Genomic DNA, 24,614 nt, shown 5'->3' on the forward strand with positions numbered 1-24,614 from the left:
CGGCCGCCGCGCGGGCCGCCGGGCCGCCGAGGGCGGCGGCCGCGGCGAGGACGAGGGCGGGCCGGATCGCCTTGCCCGCGTTGCCCGCGGCCGGTGTGCCGTCCGCGTGCTCCCAGCCGAAGTGGTAGAGCGCGATCCGGCGCATCGAGCCGGGCAGCGAGTCGAGGGCCGCGCGCAGCGCCGGGTCCACCGACGCGCGGGCGTCCTCCAGGATCGCCGCCGCCTCCTGCCCGTCGAACGCTCCCGGCCCGCTTCGGGCCCCCACGGGCCCCCGCCTGTCGCGGGTCTTCGCGGAGTGCGGCCTGGTCTCCGCCACGAAATCGGTCATGGAGTCCCCCTCGCAGGGTCCGCGGGCGGTGGCGGATGCGCTGCCACCCGGCGCGTACGCCCTGGCTGTACCCGCTCCGGCGGGCGGGGACACGGCGTGCGCACGGGCGAGGTCACCGCCAGCGGCCGATCTCGACGTTCTCCAGGACGCCCAGCGCGTCCGGTACCAGCACGGCGGCCGAGTAGTAGGCCGTGACCAGGTACTTGATGATGGCTTGTTCGTTGATGCCCATGAACCGCACGGACAGACTCGGCTCGATCTCGTCCGGGATGCCGGACTGGCGCAGGCCGATGACGCCCTGGTCCTGCTCGCCGAGACGCATCGCGATGATCGAGCTGGTGCGGGCCTCGGTGACCGGGATCTTGTTGCACGGGTAGATCGGCACTCCGCGCCAGGTGGGGATCCGGTTGCCGCCGACGTCGATCGTCTCGGGGACGAGCCCGCGCTTGTTGAGCTCGCGGCCGAACGCGGAGATCGCGCGCGGGTGGGCGAGGAACAGCTTGGTGCCGCGGCGCCTGCTGAGCAGCTCGTCCATGTCGTCGGGGCTGGGCACGCCGTCGTGCGGCTGGATCCGCTGGTCGTACTCGCAGTTGTGGAGGAGTCCGAACTCGCGGTTGTTGACCAGCTCGTGCTCCTGGCGCTCCTTCAGCGCCTCGACCGTCAGCCGCAGCTGCTGCTCGGTCTGGTTCATCGGCTGGTTGTAGAGGTCGGCCACCCGCGTGTGGATGCGCAACACGGTCTGGGCGATGCTCAGTTCGTACTCGCGCGGCCGCGCGTCGTAGTCGACGAACGTGTGCGGGATGTCCGGCTCGCCGGCGTGGCCCGCGGCCAGGTCGACGGCCTTCTCGCCGTACTTGTTGGTGCGCTGGTGGGGAATGGCGCGCTGGCGCTGGATGTGCGCGCGCAGGGAGTCGGCGCGTTCCGCGACCTGTTCGAAGTCCTGGCGGGACAGGATCAGCACCGTGCTGGCCGTGTGGGCGCGGGCGGTGTACTCCCAGATGCAGTCCCCGTCGAGGAGCGCCTGGTCGCCGAAGTAGGCGCCGTCGGCGAGGACCCCGAGGACCTGGTCGTCGCCGTAGGGGCCGGTGCCGACCTTCTCGACCCTGCCGTGCGCCAGCAGGTAGACCGAGTCGGTCCGGCTGCCGAAGGAGGCGATGACCTCGCCCGGGGCGTACTCCCGCTGGCTGCAGCGCTGGGCCAGCTCGGAGAGCACCTCCTCGTCGTCGTACGAGCGCAGCGCGGGCAGTTCGCCCAGCTCGGCGGGGATGACCTCGACGCGGTCACCGGTCTTGACGAACGTGATCCGGCCGTCGCCGATCGCGTACGTCAGCCGCCGGTTCACCCGGTACGTGCCGCCCTGCACGTCCACCCAGGGCAGCATCCGCAGCAGCCAGCGGGAGCTGATCTCCTGCATCTGCGGTGCGGACTTGGTCGTGGTGGCCAGGTTCCGCGCGGCCGCGGTGCCGAGACTCTGCTGCGGCTTGACCTGCCCGGTGCGGACCTCTTCGCCTACCGACATAGAGAATTGCCCTCCCAGTCATGCACAGGCGCCGTACTGCGCCGACGCACTGTTCTCGCGGACAAGCCTTCCATCACTCAACGTGCTCGCACCATTACACGAACGAGCGGGAATGGATCATCGCCGGTCTGGGCAGAGCGTGCTTTCGCACCGAACGGTGTTCGACAATGGCCTGGTGACCGGCCCCGCCCGCTTCGATCCCGCCGCCCTGCGCCCCCGGCTCCCCTCCCCTCTCCAGGAGGTGTCCGACGACCGGTTCGCCCGGCACGGCGTTCGGCTGCTGCTGAAGCGGGACGACCTGATCCACCCGGACCTGATCGGCAACAAGTGGCGCAAGCTGGTGCCGAACCTGGAGGCGGCGGCCGGCCGGCCGGTCGTGACCTTCGGCGGCGCCTACTCCAACCATCTGCGGGCCACGGCCGCCGCCGGGCGCCTCCTCGGCCTCACCACCGTGGGCGTGGTGCGCGGCGACGAGCTCGCCGACCGGCCGCTGAACCCCTCCCTGGCCCGTTGTGCGGCCGACGGGATGCGGCTGCACTTCGTCGACCGGTCGACCTACCGCGGCAAGACCCACCCCGACACCCTCGCGGCCGTCCTGCGCGCGGCCGGCGCCGAGGACGCGTACGTCGTCCCCGAGGGCGGCAGCAACGCGGTGGCCGTGCGCGGCTGCCGGGCGCTCGGCGAGGAGCTCCGCGACCATGCCGACGTCGTCGCCCTCGCCTGCGGCACCGGCGGCACCCTCGCGGGCCTCGCCGCCGGCCTGGGCCCCGGCCGGCGGGCTCTCGGGATACCGGTCCTGAAGGGCGGGTTCCTGACCGCCGAGACACGGGCACTGCAGACGGAGGCCTTCGGCGGCCCTCGCGGCGACTGGCACCTCGACGAACGCTTCCACTTCGGCGGCTACGCCCGCACTACCCCCGCCCTCGACGCCTTCGCCGAGGACTTCGGGAAGCGCCACGGACTGCCCGTCGAGCGTCTCTATGTCGCCAAGTTGCTGTACGCACTTGTCGCTCTCGCCGACGAGGGCGCCTTCCCGTGCGGCACGCGCCTCGCGGCGGTGGTGACGGGGGCGCCGTTCGTCGGCTGAGGCTCGTCGGCGAAGGGTCGTGGCGAGGTGCTCGACGAGCACCGGCGCGCACGGGGCCGTCGCGGTGCGCGTGCAGCGGACGCCGCACGGCGGAGGCTGCCGCACGCGCGCGTGCGGAACAGCGGACCTCGCCAACGTCTGGCCCGGCACGCACGCGCGCGTGTGGAACAACGGCGCGTGCGCCCCGAGCCGCGTCGGCCCGGCGGCCGGTCGCCGGTGCCCCTACCCCGCCTCCCGGTAGGCCGCCGCCTCCTCCAGGTCCAGTCTGCGCAGCAGTACGCGGAGCATTTCGTCGTCGATGTAGCGGCCGTCGCGCAGGCGGACGAAGACCTCGCGTTCGGCGCCGATCATCTCGCGGGACAGGCGGCGGTAGGTGTCGTCGACGGTTTCCCCGGTGACCGGGTTGGTCTGGCCGAGGCGTTCCCAGACGGCGTTGCGGCGGCGCTCCAGGACGTCGCGGAGGCGGTCGGCGAGGGGTGGGGGCAGGGCGTTGCGTTCGTCGGCGAGGAGGGCGTCGAGGCGCTCCTCGGCGACCCGGGAGGCCTGCGCCTGGGCGTTGGCCTCGGCGAGCGTCGCGGCCTGCGGGTCGGGGCCGGGGAACTTCAGCAGGCGGATCAGCGGGGGCAGGGTCAGGCCCTGGACGACCAGCGTGCCGATGACCGTGGTGAAGGTGAGGAAGAGGATGAGGTTGCGGTGCGGGAAGGGCGCGTCGCCGTGGTCGGCGGTGAGCGGGATGGAGAAGGCGATGGCGAGCGAGACCACGCCCCGCATGCCGGCCCAGGCGATGACGATCGGCCCCCGCCAGGTCGGGTTGTCCTCGCGCTCACGGATGCGGGCCCACAGCAGCCGCGGCAGGAAGGTCGCCGGGTACACCCACAGGAAGCGGGCCGCGACGACCACGAGGAAGAGGGCGACGGCGTACCAGGCGGCCGCCGCGCCCTCGTAGGCGCCGAGGCCCTTCAGGACGACCGGGAGTTGCAGGCCGATCAGGGCGAAGACCGCCGACTCCAGGACGAAGGCGACCATCTTCCACACTGCCTCCTCCTGGAGACGGGTGGCGAAGTCGACCTCCCACGCGCGGTGGCCGAGGTAGAGGGCGACGACGACCACGGCGATGACGCCGGAGGCGTGGAACTGTTCGGCGGCCGAGTAGGCGACGAACGGGATGAGCAGGGAGAGCGTGTTCTGGAGCAGGGGCTCCTTGAGATGCGTGCGCAGCCAGTGGAGCGGGGCCATGAGGATCAGACCGACGGCCACGCCGCCCACCGCCGCCAGCAGGAACTCCTCTATGCCGCCCGCCCAGGACGCGCCCTCGCCGACCACGACCGCGAGGGCCACCTTGTAGGCGGTGATCGCGGTGGCGTCGTTCAGGAGGGACTCGCCCTGGAGGATCGTGGTGATCCTCGACGGCAGTCCGACCCGGCGTGCCACCGCCGTCGCCGCGACCGCGTCCGGCGGCGCCACCACCGCGCCCAGCACCAGCGCCGCGGTCAGCGGGAGTCCGGGAACGAGCAGGTAGGCGGCCCAGCCGACGACGACGGTCGCGAAGAGCACGTACCCGACCGACAGCAGCGCCACGGGCCGCACCTGGGCGCGCAGGTCGAGGTAGGAGCTGTCGGTGGCCGACGTGTACAGCAGCGGGGGCAGCAGGAGGGGCAGGACGACGTCGGGGTCGAGGGTGTAGTCCGGGACGCCGGGGACGTACGAGACGGCCAGGCCGACGGCGACCAGGAGCAGCGGGGCGGGCACCGGGGTGCGCCGGGCGGCCGCCGCTATCGCCGCACTGCCCGCCACCAGCAACAGCAGTGGCATCACGTCCATGTCCCGCCCGCCCTCGTTTTTCCGCGCGGGCGTCCGCACGCCCGTCGTAACCTGGCCATCATGAAACAGTGCACGCACGCCGACGCGCTGCCGCACCCCGATCCGGATCCGCTCAGCGAGACCTGTACGGAATGCCTTCGGGACGGCACCCACCCGGTGCAGCTGCGGTTGTGTCTGACGTGCGGCCACGTCGGCTGCTGCGACTCCTCGCCGGGACGGCACGCCACGGAGCACCACAAGAACTCGGGCCACCCTGTCATGCGGACCTTCGAACCCGGGGAGAGCTGGCGCTGGTGCTTCGTCGACCACGTCCTCGTATGAGGAGGTCCGAGGACGGGCCGCTCGTCCAGCGGGTACGGTTCGAGCATCTGGCGCCTGGGTACGTCAACCCGGCGCGCCCTGTTCCTTTTGAGGCTCGCAAACCCCTAGACACGGAGCGTATTCACAGTTTTACTGTGAGTGACGCCAGGGGGTTGGGGTCCCGGGGACAGGACACTTGAGAGCGCGATAGCGTCACCGCTGCACCACACACGCGTTACCCCGGGGGGCGACCCTCGGCCCCGAAAAGCTTGTACCACCTTGGAGGTGAGGGTGTCCCAGATCGCAGGCGAGCCCGCGACCCAGGACTTCGTGGAAGTCCGGCTGCCGGCTGCGGGTGCCTACCTGTCGGTGCTGCGGACGGCCACGGCCGGCCTCGCGGCCCGTTTGGACTTCACCCTGGACGAGATCGAGGACCTGCGCATCGCGGTGGACGAGGCCTGCGCGATCCTGCTCCAGCAGGCCGTGCCGGGCTCGGTGCTCAGCTGTGTCTTCCGCCTGGTCGACGACTCGCTGGAGGTCACCGTCTCGGCGCCGACCACGGACGGCCACGCACCCTCGCGGGACACCTTCGCCTGGACCGTGCTGTCCGCCCTCGCGGGCAAGGTCTCCTCCGCCGTGGACAAGGACAAAACCGTTTCGATCAGCCTCTACAAACAGCGCGGCGCGGGACCCGGGCCGGCGTGAGGAACGGGGACGGGCCGGTGCGGGACGAAGAGCGCGGCACACGAGAGCTGTCGGCCGAGGGCGCCGGGAATCCAGTCTCTCCGGGCGGTTCCCGACACATGGCGGACGGCATCGACGGCATTCCCGAGCAGGCTCGGCCGCATCCGGAGGACGACTCGGCCTCCGTGGAGGCCGGCTTGCCGGACAGTGCCGCGCAGGACTCGCCTCGGGAGAGGCGGATCGGGGGTACCCCCGGCCGGGCTGAGGTGAAGGCTCGACAGAGGGCGACGGGCGGGACGATGAGCGAGCACGAGCGAGACGACGACCAGGGCGTGCCGGGCACGCGGCACGAGCCTCAGGACCGCGCGCCTCGCGACCGCGAGCCGCAGGACCGCAGCGGGGCGCGGGCGATGTTCGTCGAGCTGCGCACGCTGCAGGAGGGCAGCCCGGAGTACGCGGAGCTGCGCAACAAGCTCGTCCGGATGCATCTGCCGCTCGTCGAGCACCTCGCGCGCCGCTTCCGCAACCGTGGCGAGCCGCTGGACGACCTGACCCAGGTCGCCACCATCGGCCTGATCAAGTCCGTCGACCGCTTCGACCCGGACCGCGGGGTGGAGTTCTCCACGTACGCGACTCCGACGGTCGTCGGCGAGATCAAGCGGCACTTCCGCGACAAGGGCTGGGCGGTGCGGGTGCCGCGCAGACTGCAGGAGCTGCGGCTGGCGCTGACGACGGCGACGGCCGAGCTGTCGCAGCTGCACGGCCGCTCCCCCACCGTCCATGAGCTCGCCGAGAAGCTGTCGATCTCGGAGGAGGAGGTCCTGGAGGGCCTGGAGTCGGCCAACGCGTACTCCACGCTGTCGCTGGACGTCCCCGACACCGACGACGAGTCGCCGGCCGTGGCGGACACCCTCGGCGCCGAGGACGAGGCGCTGGAGGGCGTGGAGTACCGCGAGTCCCTCAAGCCGCTGCTCGAGGACCTCCCGCCGCGCGAGAAGCGGATCCTGCTGCTGCGGTTCTTCGGCAACATGACCCAGTCGCAGATCGCGCAGGAGGTCGGCATCTCACAGATGCACGTCTCGCGCCTGCTGGCGCGGACGCTGGCACAGCTGCGGGAGAAGCTGCTCGTCGAGGAGTGACGATCACCTTCGGGTGGCGACGGCTACGTCCGAGAGCGATGGCTGCGTTCTGGCAGTGAGGGCTGCGTCGGGCAGTAAGGGCTACGTTCGGGCAGTGGGGGCGTGTCCGGGAGCGCCCACAACATCTTGGCGCCGGGGTCGGGGTTTGCGGGCCCCCGGATCCCGAGGGCGCGGGTCGTCTCGGCGTTGACGAGCAGGACCAGCGCGGTGACGGCGACGACCGCGAGCGCGATCCCGGCCGGGATCGCCATGCTGTCGGCCTGCAGCAGGTTGTAGGCGACGGGCAGCGCCAGGATCTGGGTGATGACGGCCGGGCCCCGGCTCCAGCCGCGGCGGCCCAGGAGTCCGCGGGCGGCCAGCAGCGGGAGCAGCGCGAGCACCATCAGCGTCACCCCGCCGGTGATGGCCTGCTGCCGGTCGTCGGGGTCGCCGGTGATCCCGAGCACGAGCACCCACACCCCGCCGACGAGCAGCGCCAGCCCCTCCAGGGCGGTGAGCCCGGCGGCGTACGTCAGACGACGCGGGCGCGGGCCTGCGGTTTCCTGGGCGACGGGGTTCTGCTCACTGCTCACCCCTGAAGGGTAGCCCTCGCACCGGGCCCGCTTCCGGGCACCCGCAGGGGCGTGCGAGCGGCGGCGCACAGGCGCCGTGGCGAGGCTCACGGGGCGATGTCTTACCTGATCCCTACTCGGCCTGTGCCCTGGTACCACCCAGTAGGTACGCTGCCATGCATGCGTGCACTTCTCGTGGTCAATCCGGCAGCAACCACTACGAGTGCACGGACGCGTGACGTGCTCATCCACGCGCTCGCGAGTGAGATGAAGCTCGAGGCGGTCACCACCGAGTACCGGGGGCACGCGCGTGATCTGGGGCGGCAGGCGGCGCAGAGCGAGGACATAGACCTGGTCGTCGCCCTCGGCGGCGACGGGACGATCAACGAGGTCGTCAACGGGCTGCTGCACGCCGGGCCCGACCCCGAGCGCCTGCCCGGTCTCGCCGTGGTCCCCGGCGGCTCCACCAACGTCTTCGCCCGCGCCCTGGGCCTGCCCAACGACCCCGTCGAGGCCACCGGCGCCCTGCTGGACGCGCTGCGTGAGGGCAGTGAGCGTACGGTCGGGCTCGGCCTGACCTCGGGCACCCCGGGCACGGAGGACGAGGCCGTTCCCTCGCGGTGGTTCACCTTCAACGCCGGGCTCGGCTTCGACGCGGGCGTGGTCGGCCGGGTCGAGCAGCACCGCGAGCGGGGCAAGAAATCCACACACGCTCTTTACGTCCGCCAGGCCGTGCGCCAGCTGCTCGGTGAGCCGCAGCGCCGGCACGGGTCGATCACCCTGGAGCGGCCGGAGGCCGAGCCGGTGACCGATTTGGTGCTGTCCATCGTCTGCAACACGGCTCCGTGGACCTATCTGGGCAATCGCCCGGTGTACGCGTCGCCTAAGGCGTCGTTCGATACCGCGCTCGACGTATTCGGTCTGAGCCGCCTGTCCACGGCCGCGGTTGTCCGGTATGGCACCCAGTTGCTCACTTCGTCCCCCGAGCGGGGCCCCCACGGCAAGCACGCCGTCTCACTGCACGACCTGGACCAGTTCACCTTGCATTCGAAGGTCCCCTTGCCCCTCCAGATGGACGGTGACCACCTGGGGCTGCGTACCAGCGTGACGTTCACAGGCGTACGCCGTGCACTGCGTGTGATTGTGTGAGCAGAAGGGGCTAAAGTCCTTTCACTCGAACGTTTAGGCCAGGATCCACCCCATGGAAGTACGGCTGTGACCTAGTCGACACCGAGGAATCAGAAAAAACTTTCCGGAAGGGGTTGTATCCGCCGCTGAGGTTTGCGAGTCTCTACGTGGCGATCGGGACAGCCCGCAACACCGGCATCCGCTGATCACCGGAACCCCTCTTCAAACACCAGGACCGCGCCAGGAAACCTGGCTGGTGACCCTTCACTTGTTGAGGGATTCGTGAAAGCGTTCACATTCACAAGCAACCTGCACGTAATACCAAGGAGAGGTAGCAGCCATGGACTGGCGTCACAACGCCGTTTGCCGCGAGGAAGACCCCGAGCTCTTCTTCCCCATCGGCAACACCGGTCCTGCGCTGCTGCAGATCGAGGAAGCCAAGGCCGTCTGCCGTCGCTGCCCGGTTATGGAGCAGTGTCTGCAGTGGGCGCTCGAGTCCGGCCAGGACTCCGGCGTCTGGGGTGGTCTCAGCGAGGACGAGCGCCGCGCCATGAAGCGCCGCGCCGCCCGCAACCGGGCCCGTCAGGCCTCCGCCTGACAACACCCGCCCCGCACACAGCCTGAGCTTGGCGGCGCGTACAGCGAGTACGCATCTCCCGCCCCCGAGCCGCAGCGCGCAGTACCCCCGATGCGCAGCAATTGCTGGCAACGAGCATGTTGAGCCCCGGACCCCTGAACGGTCCGGGGCTTCTTGCTGTGCGCGACCGCCGGCGCCGCCCCGGCACTCGCCCCACCGCCCGCAACCGGGCCTACTTCTGCGCGCGCACCGGGAGGTCCAGGATCACCTGCGTGCCGCGCTCCGGCGCCGGGACCATGTCGAAGGTCCCCCCCAACTCCCCCTCCACCAGCGTCCTTACGATCTGCAGGCCGAGGTTGCCGGAGGTGTGCGGGTCGAAGCCGGCGGGCAGGCCGACACCGTCGTCCTGGACGGTGACCAGCAGGCGGGCCTCCTTGGTGGTGCCGCCACGCACCGCGGAGACCTCGACCGTGCCGGTGTCGCCCTCACGGAAGCCGTGTTCCAGGGCGTTCTGGAGGATCTCGGTCAGCACCATGGACAGCGGGGTGGCGACCTCGGCGTCCAGGATGCCGAAACGCCCGGTGCGCCGGCCGGTGACCTTGCCCGGGGAGATCTCGGCGACCATCGCGAGGACCCGGTCGGCGATCTCGTCGAACTCCACCCGCTCGTCCAGGTTCTGGGACAGCGTCTCATGGACGATGGCGATGGAGCCGACGCGGCGGACCGCCTCCTCCAGGGCCTCCCTGCCCCGCTCGGACTCGATACGGCGGGCCTGAAGGCGCAGCAGGGCGGCCACCGTCTGGAGGTTGTTCTTCACCCGGTGGTGGATCTCCCGGATGGTCGCGTCCTTGGTGATCAACTCGCGTTCGCGGCGCCGCAGTTCGGTGACGTCCCGGAGCAGGACGAGCGAGCCGATACGGGTGCCCTTGGGCTTGAGCGGAATCGCCCGGAACTGGATGACCCCGTCGTTGGCCTCGATCTCGAACTCGCGGGGCGCCCAGCCGCTGGCGACCTTGGCGAGCGCCTCGTCCACCGGCCCCCGGGTCGGGGCGAGTTCGGCGGTGGTCTGGCCGAGGTGCTGGCCGACCAGGTCGGAGGCGAGGCCCATGCGGTGGTAGGCGGAGAGCGCGTTCGGGGAGGCGTACTGGACGATGCCGTCCGCGTCGAGGCGGATCAGACCGTCACCGACCCGGGGCGCCGCGTCCATGTCCATCTGCTGGTCGGGGAAGGGGAAGGAGCCGGCCGCGATCATCTGCGCGAGGTCGGAGGCGCTCTGGAGGTAGGTCAGCTCCAGACGGCTCGGGGTGCGCACGGTGAGCAGGTTGGTGTTGCGGGCGATGACGCCCAGGACGCGGCCCTCGCGCCGTACGGGGATCGACTCGACCCGGACGGGGACCTCTTCGCGCCACTCCGGGTCGCCCTCGCGCACGATCCGGCCCTCGTCCAGCGCGGCGTCCAGCAGGGGGCGGCGGCCGCGGGGGACGAGGTGGCCGACCATGTCGTCCTGATAGGAGGTGGGGCCGGTGTTGGGGCGCATCTGGGCGACGGAGACATAGCGGGTGCCGTCGCGGGTGGGGACCCACAGGACCAGGTCGGCGAAGGAGAGGTCGGAGAGCAGCTGCCACTCCGAGACCAGCAGATGGAGCCACTCGAGGTCGGAGTCGCCGAGTGCGGTGTGCTGGCGTACGAGTTCGTTCATGGAGGGCACGTCTGCGAGCGTACCCGGGCGGTCGGAGCTGTCCGAAAAGCGCCTGTGGCCGCCCCCGGAAACACCCGCGGGCCGCGGCGCCTGAGAGGGACCCTCAACCCTCCCGGCACCGCAGCCCGGAGCAATATCGGCCGCGGGGTGTGCGGTCCCGGTCGGCCGAAGGTGAGGAACCGGGGCAGTCAGGGCAGAGAGCTCCGGATCCTCGGTCCGCCTTCCTGTGCGGGGAAGACGGAAGTCCTTTGAGATTGTGGACTAGACCACTTGCGTGTGTCCATGCGTCGGAGGTTGTTTGTTGCTGTCAGTTCGCGAGCCGGTCGCCCGGCCCGGGCGGACTGGTCGAAGGCCCTGACATTCACAACGCAGCCTAGCCTGTGTGGGTTCCTGTGCGGGACCGGATGGGAGGCCAATTTCGGCGAGGTTCGCGTGCGAGGTGAAGAGTGGGCGGCGGGGGCGGGAATTCCGAGGGGCGGCGCCCGGCCGGAGGGGGCCGACTCTGTTAGATTGGTCTAAACCACATAGCCGCGGACCCCCCTTCCCTCCTTCTCCCTCCCCTTCTCAGAACGGCAGGCCAGCGTGGAAGTTGTCATCGTTCCGGACGCCAGGTCGGGCGGCGAGCTCATCGCCGAGGCCATGGCGCAGCTCCTGCGGCGCAAGCCCGACGCCCTGCTCGGCGTGGCCACCGGTTCCACCCCGCTGCCCATCTACCAGGCGCTCGCGGCCAAGGCGCGCTCCGGCGCCGTGGACACCTCACGGGCGCGGATCGCCCAGCTCGACGAGTACGTGGGGCTGCCCGCCGACCACCCCGAGTCCTACCGCTCGGTCCTGCGGCGGGAGGTGCTGGAGCCGCTCGGCATCGGCATGGAGGCGTTCCTGGGCCCGGACGGCACCGCCGAGGACGTCCAGGCGGCGTGCGAGGCGTACGACAGGGCGCTGGCACAGGCCGGCGGGGTGGACCTGCAGTTGCTCGGGATCGGGACCGACGGGCACATCGGGTTCAACGAGCCGTGCTCCTCGCTGGCCTCGCGGACGCGGATCAAGACGCTGACCGAGCAGACCCGGGTCGACAACGCGCGCTTCTTCGACGGGGACATCGAGCAGGTCCCGCACCACGTCATCACGCAGGGCATCGGGACGATCCTGGAGGCGCGGCATCTGGTGCTGCTGGCGACGGGCGAGGGGAAGGCGGACGCGGTCGCGGCGACGGTCGAAGGGCCGGTTGCCGCGGTGTGCCCCGCCTCCGCGCTCCAGCTGCACCGGCATGCGACGGTCGTCGTCGACGAGGGTGCCGCGTCCAAGCTGAAGCTCGCGGACTACTTCCGGCACACCTACGCCAACAAGCCGCGGTGGCAGGGGATCTGAGCACCGGCCGCGCACACCCCGGACGACACGAAGGCGCCGGGTTCCCAGGAGGGAGCCCGGCGCCTTCGGCGTCGTAGGGACTACCGCACGCCCGCGATGACCTCCGCCGCCGCCCGGCCGCAGACGCGGGCCGCGCCGTGGGTGGCGAGGTGGAGGGCGCCACGGGGCGGGGCCTGGGGGACGCCCATCTCGACGACGAGGGTGTCGGGGCGGGCGGCGAGGAGGGTGTCCAGGGCCGACGCCATCCAGGGGTGGCGGTGCTCGTCGCGGACCACGGCGACGATCCTGCGCTCCCCCGCCGCGGCCAGCGCCGCGTGCCCCGCCTCCTCGCCGGCGAAGCTGCCCGTCTCCGTGCCGGGCAGCAGCCGGGTGAGCTCCGCGGTGATGCCCCACGGGGTCTCGTCGCCGACGGCGATGTTGGCGACCGGGGTGAGGGCGGCGACGTACGGGGCCTCGGTGAGCGGGGTGAAGCGGTCGGCGCCGGTGAGACGCAGGGCGCGGCGGGCGGCGAGGAGGCCGATGTCGACGCGCGTCACATCCGCCGCGGAGGGGGAAGCCTTCGCCGAGCCGGTCCAGCGGGCCAGCGCCCGGACCCGTTCCGCCGCGTCCGCCAGGCGTTCCTCCGACAGTTCGCCCGCGCGGACGGCGGCGACGAGGGCGTCGCGCAGACGGCGTACCGTCTCGTCGTCGGCGAGGCCGCCGCCCACGCAGATCGCGTCCGCGCCTGCCGCGATGGCGAGGACGCTCCCCCGTTCGATGCCGTAGGTCGCGGCGATGGCCTGCATCTCCATGCCGTCGGTGACGATCAGGCCGTCGTAGCCGAGGTCGCCGCGCAGGACGTCGGTCAGGACGGGGCGGGACAACGTTGCCGGGCGGTCGGGGTCCAGGGCGGGGACGAGGATGTGGGCGCTCATCACCGCGCGCGTGCCGGCGGCGATGGCCGCGCGGAAGGGGGCCAGTTCCCGCTCGGCCAGCACCGCCGGGTTCGCGTCGATGCGGGGCAGGGCGAGGTGGGAGTCGACGGCCGTGTCCCCATGGCCGGGGAAGTGCTTGGTGCAGGCCGCCACTCCCGCCGACTGCAGGCCGGTGACGTAGGCCGCGGTGTGGCGGGCGACCAGGTCGGGGTCGGCGCCGAAGGAGCGTACGCCGATCACCGGGTTGCCCGGATTGGAGTTCACGTCGGCCGACGGGGCCCAGTTGAAGTCGACCCCGCAGGCCGCGAGCCGGCGGCCCAGCTCGAAGGCGACCTCTCGGGTCAGCTCCACGTCGTCCACCGCGCCCAGCGCGAGGTTGCCGGGGAAGCTGGAACCGGTGCGCACCTCCAGGCGGGTCACGTCGCCGCCCTCCTCGTCGATCGCGACGAGCACGTCCTCGCGTTCGGCGCGCAACTGGGCGGTCAGCGAGGCCAGTTGCTCGGGCGAGGCGATGTTGCGGCCGAACAGGCCGACCGACGCGAGGCCCTCACCGAGGCGGCGCAGCAGCCAGTCGGGGGCGGTGGTGCCGGGAAAACCGGGCTGGAGCACCGTCAGGACGTCGCGCGTCAGAGTGTCGGTGCCGCTGGCGATTGTCGTCATCGGAGGGCGTTATCCCTTCACGGCGCCCGCGGTCAGACCCGCGGCCATCTTGCGCTGGACGAGGAGGAAGAGGACGACGATCGGTACGGCCATCATGGTGGCGCCGGCCATCATCGGGGCGTACTCGGTGCCGTGCTTGGTGGTGAAGTTGCCGAGCCAGACGGTCGCGGTCTGGTTCTTCTGGCTGAGCAGCATCAGGGCGTAGAGGTACTCGTTCCAGGCCTGGATGAAGCCGTAGACCGAGGTGGCGACCATGCCGGGGGCGAGGAGCGGGAACACGATCCGCAGGAAGGCGCCCGTGCGGGAGCAGCCGTCGACCATCGCGGCCTCCTCCAGTTCCTTCGGGATGTTGACGATGAAGCCGCGCAGCGTCCACACCGTGAAGGGGAGGATGAAGGTCAGGTACGTGATGATCAGGCCGGTCAGCCGGTCGTACTGGCCCAGGTCGTTCAGGAGCAGGAAGACCGGGATGATCATCGCGACCAGCGGGACCATCTGGACGGCCAGGATGCCGACGATCACGATCTTGCGGCCGCGGAAGGCGAACCGGGAGATGGCGAGGGCGGCCAGCATGCCGACGACGATGCCGATCGCGACGACCGCGAGGGAGACGACGAGGCTGCGGCCGACCGGGCCCCAGAAGTCGGCGATGTCCAGTGCGCGGCTGAAGTTGGACAGGGTGAGACCCGTGGGGAGCAGGCTCGGGTCCGGGTCGATGGCGTCCTTCGCCGGCTTGAACGCCGTGTTGAGCATCCAGTAGACGGGGAAGCCGGCGATGAGGAAGACGAGGAGGCCGAGCAGGTTCCAGCCGAGCCTGGACGTCCGGCGTCCCGGGTCGCTCGCTTCGGCGACGGTGATCGTGCTGGTCATTCCACGTCTCCGATCTTCAGCATCTGACGCATGTAGACGGCGACCACACCGAGCAGGAGCAGCACGGTGATCAGGGCGATCGCCGAGCCCTGGCCGTAGTCGTTGACGACGAAGGCGCGGTCGTAGGAGTACGTCGTCAGGAGCTGGAACTCGGCCTCCGGGTGCCCGTTTCGCATCACGAAGACCTGCGGGAAGACACCCATGTCCCAGATGACCGACAGGGTCGTGAGCATCACGATGATCGGCTTGAGGATGGGCAGGGTGACGTACCGGAAGACGCCCCAGGCGCCGGCGCCGTCGAGGCGGGCGGCCTCCTCCAGTTCCTTGGGGACCTGGGTGAGGCCGGCGCTGAGGGTGATCACGACGAAGGGGACGGCTCCCCAGACCACCAGGAGCATGATCACGGCGAGGCCCTGCGGTCCGCTCGCGAACCAGTTGTGGCCGATCAGTTCGACGCCGGGCAGCTTGCTCAGGACCGCGTTGAGGATGCCGTAGTCGGCGTCGAACAGCCATTTGAAGACGGTGGTGGCGACGATGACCGGCATGCCCCAGCTGGCCACCAGGGCGACGTTGACCAGTGTCCTCACCCAGCCGGAGACCCGCTGGAGCAGCAGCGCGATCAGCATGCCGAGGACCATCGTGAAGATCACGCAGCCGGCCGCGAAGACGATCGTGCGCAGCACGACCGCCCAGAACTCGCCGTCGCCCAGCACGTTGGTGAAGTTCTCGAAGCCGACCGACTCGGCCGGCTGGAAGCCCCACAGCTGGGACTGCCCGAACTTCTGGAAGGAGAGGGTGACCAGGCGGACCAGCGGATAGCCCATCACCAGCAGGAGGACCAGCAGGCAGGGGGCGAGCAGCAGCCACGGGGTGCCGGCGGCGCCGGAGGGCCGCTTCGCGGGGGGCCGCGGCGGTGCGGGCGGTGGCGGTGCCGACCGCGGCGGCGGCACCTTGGCAGGGATGGTCGTGTCTGCGGCACTCATCGCGCGCTCCTCAGCGGTCCCTCAGGTCGTACGAAGGCAAAGACCCGTAGGTCTGCGGACAGCGGGGCTCCGCCGCGGCGGAGCCCCGCTGCGCCTCACTTGGTGTTGATCACCTTGTCGATCGCGGCGTCCGCTTCCTTCGCGGCTTCCTCGACCGTCTTCTTGCCGGTGCCGATGTTCTGCAGCATGGTCTGCAGGACCTGGGCCTTCTCGACCTGGCCCCAGCCGGGGGCCATGGGGACGAACCAGTTGGACTCGGCGGCGGTGGCCGGCACGGCCGTCTTGGGGTCGCTCTTCAGGGTCGCGAGGTCGGTCTTGTTGTTGGGCAGGTTGCCCTTGGCCATCAGGCCCTTCTGACCGGAGGAGCCGGTGAACGCGTTGATCCACTCGGCGGCGAGGGCCTGCGCGCCGGACTTCACCGGCACGGCGAGGTCGGAGCCGCCCAGGAAGACGGGGAGGTTCTTGCCCGACGGGCCGGGCATCACGAAGTTCTCGAGGTTGCCCTTGAGCTTGCCGGTCTTGTCGTTCTTCGGGTCCTCGGCGGTCGCGCCCTCCCAGGCGGCGCCGAAGATCATGCCGGACTTGCCCTGGCCGTAGACGATGTAGCGGTCGGACTCGTCCTTGGTCTTGTCGCCGTGCATGTACTTGTCGACGACGTTCTTGAACTCGTTGAGGCCCTTGACGGACTCCGGCGAGGAGAGGTTGGCCTTCCACTGGCCGCCCTCCTCCTTCGCGATGGAGCCGCCGGCGTCGTAGACGAAGGACATGGCCGCGTACCAGTCGCGGGTGGGCTGGTACCAGGCGCTGAACTTGTCGCCCTCCTTCTTCTGGACCTTGTCCAGGGCGGCGGTCAGCTCCGCGTACGTGGTCGGGGCGGTCTTCGCACCGACGGAGGCGAAGAGGTCCTTGCGCCAGTTGCCGACGCGGCCGCCCGCGTAGTACGGGACGCCGTAGGTCTTGCCCTCGTAGGTCACCGAGGCCTTGAGGCCGTCCAGCCAGGCGGAGGAGTTGTCGAACTTGGAGGCGTCGAGGGGGGCGAAGGCGCCCTTGACCATGTAGCCGAGCATCTCGGTGTTGCCCATCTCGACGACGTCGGGGGCCTTGTCGGTGGCGAGGACGGCGTCGAGCTTGGTGTTCTTGTCGGGCCAGCCGTAGTACTCGTGGTTGATCTTGAGGCCGGGGTGCTTCTTCTGCACCGCCGCGTCGGCGGCCTTCACCAGGTCGGGCCAGTTGTTCTGCGCGTCGACGGTGAGCCAGACCGTGAGTTCCTTGGCGTCGGAACCCTTCGCGTCCCCGCTGTCCTTGTCGCCCCCGCACGCCGCGATGGAGACCATCATGCCCGCGATACCGATCGCGGCTGTCAGCTTGCGCTTCACGCCACCCTCCTCAGGGATGCCCACACCCCCCGCCCACATACCGGGACCTGGACCAATGGTGTAGACCAGTGCGCAGAGCTTGGCTCAGACCAATACGGCTGTCAAGGGTGGTCGAATGCGCTTTGACCAGCCGTTATGGGACCTACATATGCAGGAACCTTTAAGTAAGAAGCCGTCGAAAACATCGACCCTGGGCGGCGAGAGCCCGGTAGACCACTTACCGTGTTGGACTAGACCAGCAAAAGCTGCGACGGTATACAGAGGGGATCACGGAACGGCGGGGCAGTCCTTGCCGCGTCCGTGCCACGATGTGAGCCGCGGCCGATGGGGATGTCGGTCGTATCGGCACCCGGAGCCGGGAAGGCAGGCCATGAGCACCGACGTCAGCAGTGCGGAGAACGAGGGTGGGGCGACCGTCCGTACCGCGCGTGTGCCCAAGTACTACCGCCTGAAGAAGCACCTGCTCGACATGACGCAGACGCAGGCGCCCGGTACGCCGGTGCCGCCCGAGCGGACGCTGGCGGCCGAGTTCGACACCTCGCGCACGACCGTGCGTCAGGCCCTGCAGGAACTGGTCGTCGAGGGCCGGCTGGAGCGCATCCAGGGCAAGGGCACCTTCGTCGCCAAGCCGAAGGTCTCCCAGGCGCTCCAACTCACCTCGTACACCGAGGACATGCGTGCCCAGGGCCTCGAACCCACCTCGCAGCTCCTCGACATCGGCTACATCACCGCCGACGACACCCTCGCCGGTCTGCTCGACATCGCCCCCGGCGGGCGCGTGCTGCGCATCGAGCGGCTGCGCATGGCCAACGGCGAGCCGATGGCGATCGAGACGACCCACCTGAGCGCGAAGCGCTTCCCCGCCCTGCGGCGCAGCCTGGTCAAGTACACGTCCCTCTACACCGCGCTCGCCGAGGTCTACGACGTCCACCTCGCGGAGGCCGAGGAGACCATCGAGACCTCGCTGGCCACCCCGCGCGAGGCGGGCCTGCTCGGCACCGACGTGGGCCTGCCGATGCTGATGCTCTCCCGGCACTCCCTGGACAAGGAGGGCAAGCCGGTGGAGTGGGTGCGGTCGGTCTACCGGGGGGACCGGTACAAGTTCGTCGCGCGGCTGAAGCGGCCCCAGGGGGAGTGAACCCCGCCGGGTCGCGCAGCGGCTCGAAACTCGCTGTCAACCGATGGCGGTGAGTGGGCAACTCTTGAGGGACGGGAGGGCTCCCGGTGCGCGTCGCCAAGGAAGCGAAGCGCGCCGGAACCCTCGCTCCGCAAGGGGTTTCCCGGGACGGAACCGTCGCTTAGATTTCGTGCGCACTACACGTTGATCAGTGAGGGGACGGAGCCGTTCGATGTCAGATGCCCCAGAAGTGACCAGAGGACCGGTGGTGACGCCGGTACGCGTCGTCATCGCCCTCTGCCTGTTCGCGCCCTTCGTGGCGATGTTGTGGGTGGGTTCGTACGCCAAGGTGGACCCGAAGTTCATCGGCATCCCCTTCTTCTACTGGTACCAGATGGCGTGGGTGCTGATCTCCACCGCGCTCACGATGGTCGCCTACAAGCTGTGGCAGCGTGACCAGCGCGCCCGCGAGGCCGCGAACGGGGGTGCGTCGAAGTGAACGACGGCGTGAACGGCGTCGCACTCGCCGTCTTCATCTTCTTCTTCCTGGCCGTCACGGTCATGGGCTTCCTGGCCGCGCGCTGGCGCAGGGCCGAGAACGAGCACAGCCTCGACGAATGGGGCCTGGGCGGCCGGTCGTTCGGCACCTGGATCACCTGGTTCCTGCTGGGCGGCGACCTCTACACGGCGTACACCTTCGTCGCCGTCCCGGCGGCGATCTACGCGGCGGGCGCGGCGGGCTTCTTCGCGGTGCCCTACACGATCCTCGTCTACCCGCTCATCTTCACGTTCCTGCCGCGCCTGTGGTCGGTCTCGCACAAGCACGGATACGTGACGACCTCGGACTTCGTGCGCGGCCGCTTCGGCTCCAAGGGCCTGTCCCTGGCCGTGGCCCTCACCGGCATCCTCGCGACCATGCCGTACATCGCGCTCCAACTCGTCGGCATCCAGGCCGTGCTGGACGTGATGGGCGTCGGCGGCGGCGAGAACACGAACTGGTTCGTCAAGGACCTGCCGCTGCTGATCGCCTTCGGCGTGCTGGCCGCGTACACGTACTCGTCGGGTCTGCGCGCCCCCGCGCTGATCGCGTTCGTGAAGGACACCCTGATCTACATCGTGATCGCGGTGGCCATCATCTACATCCCGATCAAGCTGGGCGGGTTCGACGACATCTTCGCCAAGGCGGGTGACGCCTACGCGCAGATCAACCCGGCGACGGAGAAGCCGCGCGGCGCCCTGGTGCCGCCGGAGGCGAACCAGTGGACCTACGCCACGCTGGCGCTTGGCTCCGCGCTGGCGCTGTTCATGTACCCGCACTCCATCACCGCGACGCTGTCCTCGCGCAGCCGTGAGGTGATCCGCCGCAACACCACGATCCTGCCGCTGTACTCCCTCATGCTCGGCCTGCTGGCCCTGCTGGGCTTCATGGCGATCGCGGCCGGCGTCAAGGTCACCAACGGGCAGCTGGCGATCCCGCAGCTCTTCGAGGACATGTTCCCGGACTGGTTCGCGGGCGTGGCCTTCGCGGCGATCGGCATCGGCGCGCTCGTCCCGGCGGCGATCATGTCCATCGCGGCCGCGAACCTCTTCACCCGCAACATCTACAAGGACTTCATCAAGCCGCACGCCACGCCCAAGGACGAGACCCGCGTCTCCAAGCTGGTCTCGCTGCTGGTGAAGGTCGGCGCGCTGGCCTTCGTCCTGACGATGGACAAGACCGTCGCGATCAACTTCCAGCTGCTGGGCGGCATCTGGATCCTGCAGACCTTCCCGGCCCTGGTCGGCGGTCTGTTCACCCGCTGGTTCCACCGCTGGGCGCTGCTCGCCGGCTGGGCGGTCGGCATGGTGTACGGCACGGTCGCCGCGTACGGCGTCGCCTCCCCGACGCAGAAGCACTTCGGCGGCTCGTCGAAGGAGATCCCCGGCATCGGCGAGATCGGCTACATCGGCCTGACGGCGTTCGTCCTGAACCTGGCGGTGACGGTGGTCCTGACCTTCGTCCTGAAGGCGGTCAAGGCTCCCGAGGGCATCGACGAGACGAGCCCGGAGGACTACACGGCGGACGCCGGCGACCCGGGCGTCCAGGTGGAGCTGCCGCCGGCGACGGCGGGCACGTCCCACTAGGCGACACGGGCCTCGGTTCGACACGGGCATCGGCGGGCCGTCGGAGAAATCCGGCGGCCCGTTGCCGTGCGGGTGGGGCACACTGCGCCGCATGGACATCCGGATCAGGGAAGCGAACCCCACCGAACACACCGCCCTCGGCGACCTCACCGCCCGCGCCTACCTCGACGACGGTCTCCTCGACTTCGGCGAGAGCGACCCGTACCTGCCGGTGCTGAAGGACGTGGCCGCGCGGGCGGCCGCCGCCGAGGTCCTCGTCGCCGTGGAGGGCGACAGACTGCTCGGAGGAGTCACCTTCGTCCCCGCCGGCGGCCCCGTGGCCGACATCGCCCGCCCCGGCGAGGCCGAGATCAGGGCGCTCGCGGTCGCGCACGAGGCCCGCGGCCGGGGCGCCGGGGAGGCCCTCGTACGGGCCTGCCTCGACCGCGCGCGGGCCACGGAGGGCTGCACAGCCGTCGTGCTGTCGAGTCAGCGGGCCATGCACACCGCCCACCGCCTCTACGAACGCCTCGGCTTCGTCCGCACACCCGAGCGGGACTGGAACCCCGTCCCGCAGCTGGACGACATCACTCTCCTCACCTACCGGTTGACGCTCTGAAACCAGCTCGACACAACATCTGGGGGTGGCGTGACGGGCGGGCACAAGATGTATGCTCATGCTCGCTGTCGCCGCAGGGGAATCCGGTGTGAATCCGGAACTGTCCCGCAACGGTGTACTTGCGTGTTTCCGCACGCCTGTTCAGTCCGAGGACCTGCCGACAGCGCACCCGGTCCGTCCGGTTCGGGTGCCTGACGTCCGGGCCTCGTGGAATGGGCCGGTGGACGCGAAGCGCCGTGCGCTCGTGTGCTGCCCCCTGCCCTCCGCAAGGCCCCCGCCGAGCGAGGGAGAGCCTCCACGTGACCATCGCGCCAGCCGACCCGGCTTCAGCAGTCCCGGAGACCGACGGTCCCGGAGCCGCGCTGCTGCGGACCCTGACCGAGCTGACCGCCGACCTCCCCGACGCCGACCCCGGCCGGGTCGCCGCCGCCGCCCTGCGCGGCCGGTCCGCTCGGGGGACCTTCGACGAGGTCACCGCAGAGCTGCGCGAACTGGCCACGGAGGCGGCCGCCGGCCTCATCTCCGAGGACCCCGCCTACTCCCGGCTGGCCGCGCGTCTGCTGACCGTCGGAATCCGCGCCGAGGCCGCCTCACAGGGCGTCACCTCCTTCACGGAGTCGATCGCCGTCGGCCACCGCGAGGGGCTGATCGCCGACCGCACCGCCGAGTTCGTCCGCCTGCACGCGGCCCGCCTCGACGCCCTGATCGACCCGCACGCCGACGACCGCTTCGGCTACTTCGGCCTGCGCACGCTCCACAGCCGCTACCTCCTGCGCCACCCCATCACCCGCAAGGTGATCGAGACGCCCCAGCACTTCCTGCTGCGGGTCGCCGCCGGTCTCGCCGAGGACACCGCGCTCAACGCGAAGACGGGGGCCCGCTCCGTCGACGAAGTCGCCTCGCTCTACGGGCTGATGAGCCGCCTCGACTACCTCCCCTCCTCCCCCACGCTCTTCAACTCCGGCACCCGGCACCCCCAGATGTCGTCCTGCTACCTCCTCGACTCCCCCAAGGACGAGCTGGACTCCATCTACGACCGCTACCACCAGGTCGCCCGCCTCTCGAAGCACGCCGGCGGCATCGGGCTGTCGTACTCCCGGATCCGCTCGCGCGGTTCGCTGATCCGCGGCACCAACGGGCACTCCAACGGCATCGTCCCGTTCCTGAAGACCCTCGACGCCTCGGTCGCCGCCGTGAACCAGGGCGGCCGGCGCAAGGGCGCCGCCGCGGTCTACCTGGAGACATGGCACTCCGACATCGAGGAGTTCCTGGAGCTGCGCGACAACACGGGTGAGGACGCCCGCCGTACGCACAACCTGAACCTCGCGCACTGGATCCCGGACGAGTTCATGCGCCGGGTCAACGCCGACGGGCCGTGGTCGCTGTTCTCCCCGGCCGACGTGCCCGAGCTGGTCGACCTGTGGGGCGAGGAGTTCGACGCCGCCTACCGCAGGGCCGAGGAGGCGGGGCTCGCGAAGAAGACCGTCCCCGCCCGTGACCTGTACGGCCGCATGATGCGCACCCTCGCGCAGACCGGCAACGGCTGGATGACCTTCAAGGACGCCGCCAACCGCACCGCCAACCAGACGGCCGAGCCGGGCCGTGTCGTCCACTCCTCCAACCTCTGCACGGAGATCCTGGAGGTCACGGACGACGGGGAGACGGCGGTCTGCAACCTGGGGTCGGTCAACCTCGGCGCGTTCGTCGACACGGCGACCGGGGACATCGACTGGGAGCGGCTGGACGAGACCGTCCGCACCGCCGTCACCTTCCTCGACCGCGTCGTCGACATCAACTTCTACCCGACCGAGCAGGCGGGCCGCTCCAACGCCCGCTGGCGCCCGGTCGGTCTCGGCGCGATGGGCCTCCAGGACGTCTTCTTCAAGCTGCGCCTGCCCTTCGACTCGCCCGAGGCCAAGGCCCTCTCCACCCGGATCGCCGAGCGCGTCATGCTCGCCGCGTACGAGGCCTCCGCCGACCTCGCCGAGCGCAGCGGCCCGCTGCCGGCCTGGGACAAGACCCGTACGGCCCGGGGTGTCCTCCACCCCGACCACTACGGCGTCGAGTTCACCTGGCCGGAGCGCTGGGCGGCCCTGCGCGAGCGGATCGCGGCCGTCGGCCTGCGCAACTCCCTGCTCCTCGCCATCGCGCCGACCGCGACCATCGCGTCCATCGCGGGCGTGTACGAGTGCATCGAGCCGCAGGTGTCCAACCTGTTCAAGCGCGAGACGCTGTCCGGTGAGTTCCTCCAGGTGAACTCGTACCTGGTGCGGGACCTGAAGGAGCTGGGCGTGTGGGACGCCCGCACCCGTGAGGCGCTGCGCGACTCGAACGGCTCGGTGCAGGACTTCGCCTGGATCCCGGCCGACGTCCGCGCCCTGTACCGCACGGCCTGGGAGATTCCGCAGCGCGGCCTGATCGACATGGCCGCCGCCCGGACGCCGTTCCTGGACCAGTCCCAGTCCCTGAACCTGTTCATGGAGACGCCGACCATCGGCAAGCTCTCCTCGATGTACGCGTACGCCTGGAAGTCGGGCCTGAAGACGACGTACTACCTGCGCTCGCGTCCGGCGACCCGCATCGCCCGCGCGGCCCAGGCCGCCATCCCCGTCCAGGCGACCCCGGACCCCGAGGCCGTCGCCTGCTCCCTGGAAAACCCCGAGTCCTGCGAGGCCTGCCAGTGATGACCCGTAACGCCAACCTGCTCGACCCGGGCTTCGAGCTGACGCTGCGTCCCATGCGCTATCCGGACTTCTACGAGCGCTACCGGGACGCCATCAAGAACACCTGGACCGTGGAGGAGGTCGACCTCCACTCGGACGTCGCCGACCTCGCGAAGCTCACGCCGGCGGAGCAGCACCTCATCGGCCGTCTGGTCGCCTTCTTCGCGACGGGCGACTCGATCGTCGCGAACAACCTGGTGCTGACGCTGTACAAGCACATCAACTCCCCGGAAGCGCGCCTGTACCTGTCGCGCCAGCTCTTCGAGGAGGCCGTCCACGTCCAGTTCTATCTGACCCTGCTGGACACCTACCTGCCCGACCCGGACGACCGCGCGGCCGCCTTCGCCGCCGTCGAGAACATCCCCTCCATCCGCGAGAAGGCCGAGTTCTGCTTCAAGTGGATCAACGAGGTCGAGAAGCTGGACCGCCTGGAGACGAAGGCCGACCGCCGCCGCTTCCTGCTCAACCTCGTCTGCTTCGCCGCGTGCATCGAGGGGCTGTTCTTCTACGGCGCCTTCGCGTACGTCTACTGGTTCCGCAGCCGGGGTCTGCTGCACGGCCTCGCCACCGGCACCAACTGGGTGTTCCGCGACGAGACCATGCACATGAGCTTCGCGTTCGACGTCGTCGACACCGTCCGCAAGGAGGAGCCGGACCTCTTCGACGACGAGCTCCAGCGGCAGGTCACCGACATGCTGCGGGAGGCCGTCGAGGCCGAGCTGCAGTTCGCGCGCGACCTGTGCGGTGACGGCCTGCCGGGCATGAACACCGACTCGATGCGGCAGTACCTGGAGTGCGTCGCCGACCAGCGCCTCACGCGGCTCGGTTTCGCCCCGGTGTACGGCTCGGAGAACCCCTTCTCCTTCATGGAGCTGCAGGGTGTTCAGGAGCTGACCAACTTCTTCGAGCGCCGGCCGTCGGCGTACCAGGTCGCGGTGGAGGGCACGGTCGACCTGGACGAGGACTTCTGAGTCCCCGCCTCCCGCAACTGACGGTCGATCCGGCGTTCGTGGGCCAGCCCCACGAGCGCCGGACCCGCGAGGAGCAG

At 70.3% G+C, this 24,614-nt stretch carries 20 protein-coding genes, 2 pseudogenes and 1 riboswitch; of the genes and pseudogenes, 13 read left to right on the forward strand and 9 right to left on the reverse strand.

The features are described from left to right. Both ACPT94_RS05000 and ACPT94_RS05005 read right to left on the reverse strand, forming a co-directional pair. Positions 1–328, reverse strand: a pseudogene (locus tag ACPT94_RS05000) (polyprenyl synthetase family protein); the annotation flags it as partial. Between the two features lie 112 nt (positions 329–440). Then, complete coding sequence (locus ACPT94_RS05005; RefSeq protein ID WP_360335971.1) at positions 441–1,847, reverse strand: family 2B encapsulin nanocompartment shell protein; 1,407 nt, start codon at positions 1,845–1,847, stop codon at positions 441–443. A gap of 175 nt (positions 1,848–2,022) precedes the next feature. Here ACPT94_RS05005 and ACPT94_RS05010 point away from each other — a divergent pair, with 175 nt between their 5' ends. Next, a complete protein-coding gene (locus ACPT94_RS05010) occupies positions 2,023–2,934 on the forward strand; it encodes a 1-aminocyclopropane-1-carboxylate deaminase/D-cysteine desulfhydrase (protein ID WP_425245211.1) in 912 nt (303 codons plus the stop codon). A gap of 222 nt (positions 2,935–3,156) precedes the next feature. Here ACPT94_RS05010 and ACPT94_RS05015 read toward each other — a convergent pair whose 3' ends face one another. Further along, positions 3,157–4,755: a Na+/H+ antiporter gene (locus ACPT94_RS05015; RefSeq protein WP_360335975.1), complete on the reverse strand. Its 1,599-nt coding sequence runs from the start codon at positions 4,753–4,755 to the stop codon at positions 3,157–3,159. Positions 4,756–4,815: 60 nt separating this feature from the next. Between ACPT94_RS05015 and ACPT94_RS05020 the strand changes: the two genes are divergently transcribed. From ACPT94_RS05020 to ACPT94_RS05030, 3 genes are all read left to right on the forward strand, one after another. Next, positions 4,816–5,076 carry a UBP-type zinc finger domain-containing protein gene (locus ACPT94_RS05020; protein WP_360335977.1) on the forward strand — a complete coding sequence of 87 codons (261 nt, stop codon included), beginning with the start codon at positions 4,816–4,818 and terminating at the stop codon, positions 5,074–5,076. 270 nt (positions 5,077–5,346) lie between these two features. Beyond that, positions 5,347–5,760, forward strand: a complete 414-nt coding sequence (locus ACPT94_RS05025; RefSeq protein WP_003992877.1) for an ATP-binding protein — start codon at positions 5,347–5,349, stop codon at positions 5,758–5,760. Positions 5,761–5,777: 17 nt separating this feature from the next. Next, positions 5,778–6,878, forward strand: a complete 1,101-nt coding sequence (locus ACPT94_RS05030; protein ID WP_360335979.1) for an RNA polymerase sigma factor SigF — start codon at positions 5,778–5,780, stop codon at positions 6,876–6,878. Between the two features lie 137 nt (positions 6,879–7,015). Here ACPT94_RS05030 and ACPT94_RS05035 read toward each other — a convergent pair. Then, positions 7,016–7,450 (reverse strand): annotated as a pseudogene (locus ACPT94_RS05035) (hypothetical protein); the annotation flags it as partial. A 159-nt stretch (positions 7,451–7,609) separates the two neighbouring features. Here ACPT94_RS05035 and ACPT94_RS05040 point away from each other — a divergent pair. Beyond that, positions 7,610–8,578: a diacylglycerol/lipid kinase family protein gene (locus tag ACPT94_RS05040; RefSeq protein ID WP_425245212.1), complete on the forward strand. Its 969-nt coding sequence runs from the start codon at positions 7,610–7,612 to the stop codon at positions 8,576–8,578. A 319-nt stretch (positions 8,579–8,897) separates the two neighbouring features. Further along, positions 8,898–9,155, forward strand: a complete 258-nt coding sequence (locus ACPT94_RS05045; RefSeq protein WP_016639615.1) for a WhiB family transcriptional regulator — start codon at positions 8,898–8,900, stop codon at positions 9,153–9,155. Positions 9,156–9,366: 211 nt separating this feature from the next. On the opposite strand, the gene ACPT94_RS05050 is transcribed toward ACPT94_RS05045, so the two are convergent. Further along, a complete protein-coding gene (locus tag ACPT94_RS05050) occupies positions 9,367–10,842 on the reverse strand; it encodes a sensor histidine kinase (RefSeq protein WP_360335985.1) in 1,476 nt (491 codons plus the stop codon). Between the two features lie 573 nt (positions 10,843–11,415). On the opposite strand from ACPT94_RS05050, the gene nagB reads away from it, so the two are divergent. Continuing rightward, on the forward strand, positions 11,416–12,201 hold the full coding sequence (nagB, locus tag ACPT94_RS05055; RefSeq protein ID WP_360335987.1) for a glucosamine-6-phosphate deaminase: 786 nt from the start codon (positions 11,416–11,418) through the stop codon (positions 12,199–12,201). A gap of 80 nt (positions 12,202–12,281) precedes the next feature. Here nagB and ACPT94_RS05060 read toward each other — a convergent pair whose 3' ends face one another. From ACPT94_RS05060 to ACPT94_RS05075, 4 genes are all read right to left on the reverse strand, one after another. After that, complete coding sequence (locus ACPT94_RS05060) at positions 12,282–13,775, reverse strand: glycoside hydrolase family 3 protein (protein WP_425245213.1); 1,494 nt, start codon at positions 13,773–13,775, stop codon at positions 12,282–12,284. Between the two features lie 9 nt (positions 13,776–13,784). Beyond that, positions 13,785–14,645 carry a carbohydrate ABC transporter permease gene (locus ACPT94_RS05065; RefSeq protein ID WP_360335991.1) on the reverse strand — a complete coding sequence of 287 codons (861 nt, stop codon included), beginning with the start codon at positions 14,643–14,645 and terminating at the stop codon, positions 13,785–13,787. Then, positions 14,642–15,628, reverse strand: a complete 987-nt coding sequence (locus tag ACPT94_RS05070; RefSeq protein ID WP_425245214.1) for a carbohydrate ABC transporter permease — start codon at positions 15,626–15,628, stop codon at positions 14,642–14,644. Before ACPT94_RS05070 ends, ACPT94_RS05065 begins: the two co-directional genes overlap by 4 nt. A gap of 95 nt (positions 15,629–15,723) precedes the next feature. Next, complete coding sequence (locus tag ACPT94_RS05075; protein WP_360335995.1) at positions 15,724–17,004, reverse strand: extracellular solute-binding protein; 1,281 nt, start codon at positions 17,002–17,004, stop codon at positions 15,724–15,726. A gap of 370 nt (positions 17,005–17,374) precedes the next feature. Between ACPT94_RS05075 and ACPT94_RS05080 the strand changes: the two genes are divergently transcribed. The 6 genes from ACPT94_RS05080 (at position 17,375) to ACPT94_RS05105 (ending at position 24,537) form a co-directional block, all read left to right on the forward strand. After that, positions 17,375–18,142 carry a GntR family transcriptional regulator gene (locus ACPT94_RS05080; protein ID WP_360335997.1) on the forward strand — a complete coding sequence of 256 codons (768 nt, stop codon included), beginning with the start codon at positions 17,375–17,377 and terminating at the stop codon, positions 18,140–18,142. 211 nt (positions 18,143–18,353) lie between these two features. Continuing rightward, positions 18,354–18,620, forward strand: coding sequence for a DUF3311 domain-containing protein (locus tag ACPT94_RS05085; protein WP_360335999.1), 267 nt, complete (start codon positions 18,354–18,356; stop codon positions 18,618–18,620). After that, complete coding sequence (mctP, locus tag ACPT94_RS05090) at positions 18,617–20,245, forward strand: monocarboxylate uptake permease MctP (protein ID WP_360336001.1); 1,629 nt, start codon at positions 18,617–18,619, stop codon at positions 20,243–20,245. The genes ACPT94_RS05085 and mctP overlap by 4 nt, the downstream gene beginning before the upstream one ends. Positions 20,246–20,336: 91 nt before the next feature. After that, positions 20,337–20,843 carry a GNAT family N-acetyltransferase gene (locus tag ACPT94_RS05095; protein ID WP_425245215.1) on the forward strand — a complete coding sequence of 169 codons (507 nt, stop codon included), beginning with the start codon at positions 20,337–20,339 and terminating at the stop codon, positions 20,841–20,843. A 52-nt stretch (positions 20,844–20,895) separates the two neighbouring features. Beyond that, positions 20,896–21,019: riboswitch (cobalamin riboswitch) on the forward strand. Between the two features lie 123 nt (positions 21,020–21,142). Then, positions 21,143–23,527 carry a ribonucleoside-diphosphate reductase subunit alpha gene (locus tag ACPT94_RS05100; protein WP_425245216.1) on the forward strand — a complete coding sequence of 795 codons (2,385 nt, stop codon included), beginning with the start codon at positions 21,143–21,145 and terminating at the stop codon, positions 23,525–23,527. Beyond that, positions 23,527–24,537, forward strand: a complete 1,011-nt coding sequence (locus ACPT94_RS05105) for a ribonucleotide-diphosphate reductase subunit beta (protein ID WP_425245217.1) — start codon at positions 23,527–23,529, stop codon at positions 24,535–24,537. The genes ACPT94_RS05100 and ACPT94_RS05105 overlap by 1 nt, the downstream gene beginning before the upstream one ends. Positions 24,538–24,614 lie beyond the last annotated feature (77 nt).

The organism is Streptomyces aurantiaciflavus (assembly GCF_049808595.1).
Classification (GTDB): domain Bacteria; phylum Actinomycetota; class Actinomycetes; order Streptomycetales; family Streptomycetaceae; genus Streptomyces.

Coding starts and splice junctions, on each gene's coding strand:
- ACPT94_RS05005 (WP_360335971.1), bottom strand. CDS start 1,847: ATGTCGGTAGGCGAAGAGGTCCGCACCGGGCAGGTCAAGCCGCAGCAG.
- ACPT94_RS05015 (WP_360335975.1), bottom strand. CDS start 4,755: ATGGACGTGATGCCACTGCTGTTGCTGGTGGCGGGCAGTGCGGCGATA.
- ACPT94_RS05020 (WP_360335977.1), top strand. CDS start 4,816: ATGAAACAGTGCACGCACGCCGACGCGCTGCCGCACCCCGATCCGGAT.
- ACPT94_RS05040 (WP_425245212.1), top strand. CDS start 7,610: ATGCGTGCACTTCTCGTGGTCAATCCGGCAGCAACCACTACGAGTGCA.
- ACPT94_RS05045 (WP_016639615.1), top strand. CDS start 8,898: ATGGACTGGCGTCACAACGCCGTTTGCCGCGAGGAAGACCCCGAGCTC.
- ACPT94_RS05060 (WP_425245213.1), bottom strand. CDS start 13,775: ATGACGACAATCGCCAGCGGCACCGACACTCTGACGCGCGACGTCCTG.
- ACPT94_RS05065 (WP_360335991.1), bottom strand. CDS start 14,645: ATGACCAGCACGATCACCGTCGCCGAAGCGAGCGACCCGGGACGCCGG.
- ACPT94_RS05070 (WP_425245214.1), bottom strand. CDS start 15,628: ATGAGTGCCGCAGACACGACCATCCCTGCCAAGGTGCCGCCGCCGCGG.
- ACPT94_RS05080 (WP_360335997.1), top strand. CDS start 17,375: ATGAGCACCGACGTCAGCAGTGCGGAGAACGAGGGTGGGGCGACCGTC.
- ACPT94_RS05085 (WP_360335999.1), top strand. CDS start 18,354: ATGTCAGATGCCCCAGAAGTGACCAGAGGACCGGTGGTGACGCCGGTA.
- ACPT94_RS05095 (WP_425245215.1), top strand. CDS start 20,337: ATGGACATCCGGATCAGGGAAGCGAACCCCACCGAACACACCGCCCTC.
- ACPT94_RS05105 (WP_425245217.1), top strand. CDS start 23,527: ATGACCCGTAACGCCAACCTGCTCGACCCGGGCTTCGAGCTGACGCTG.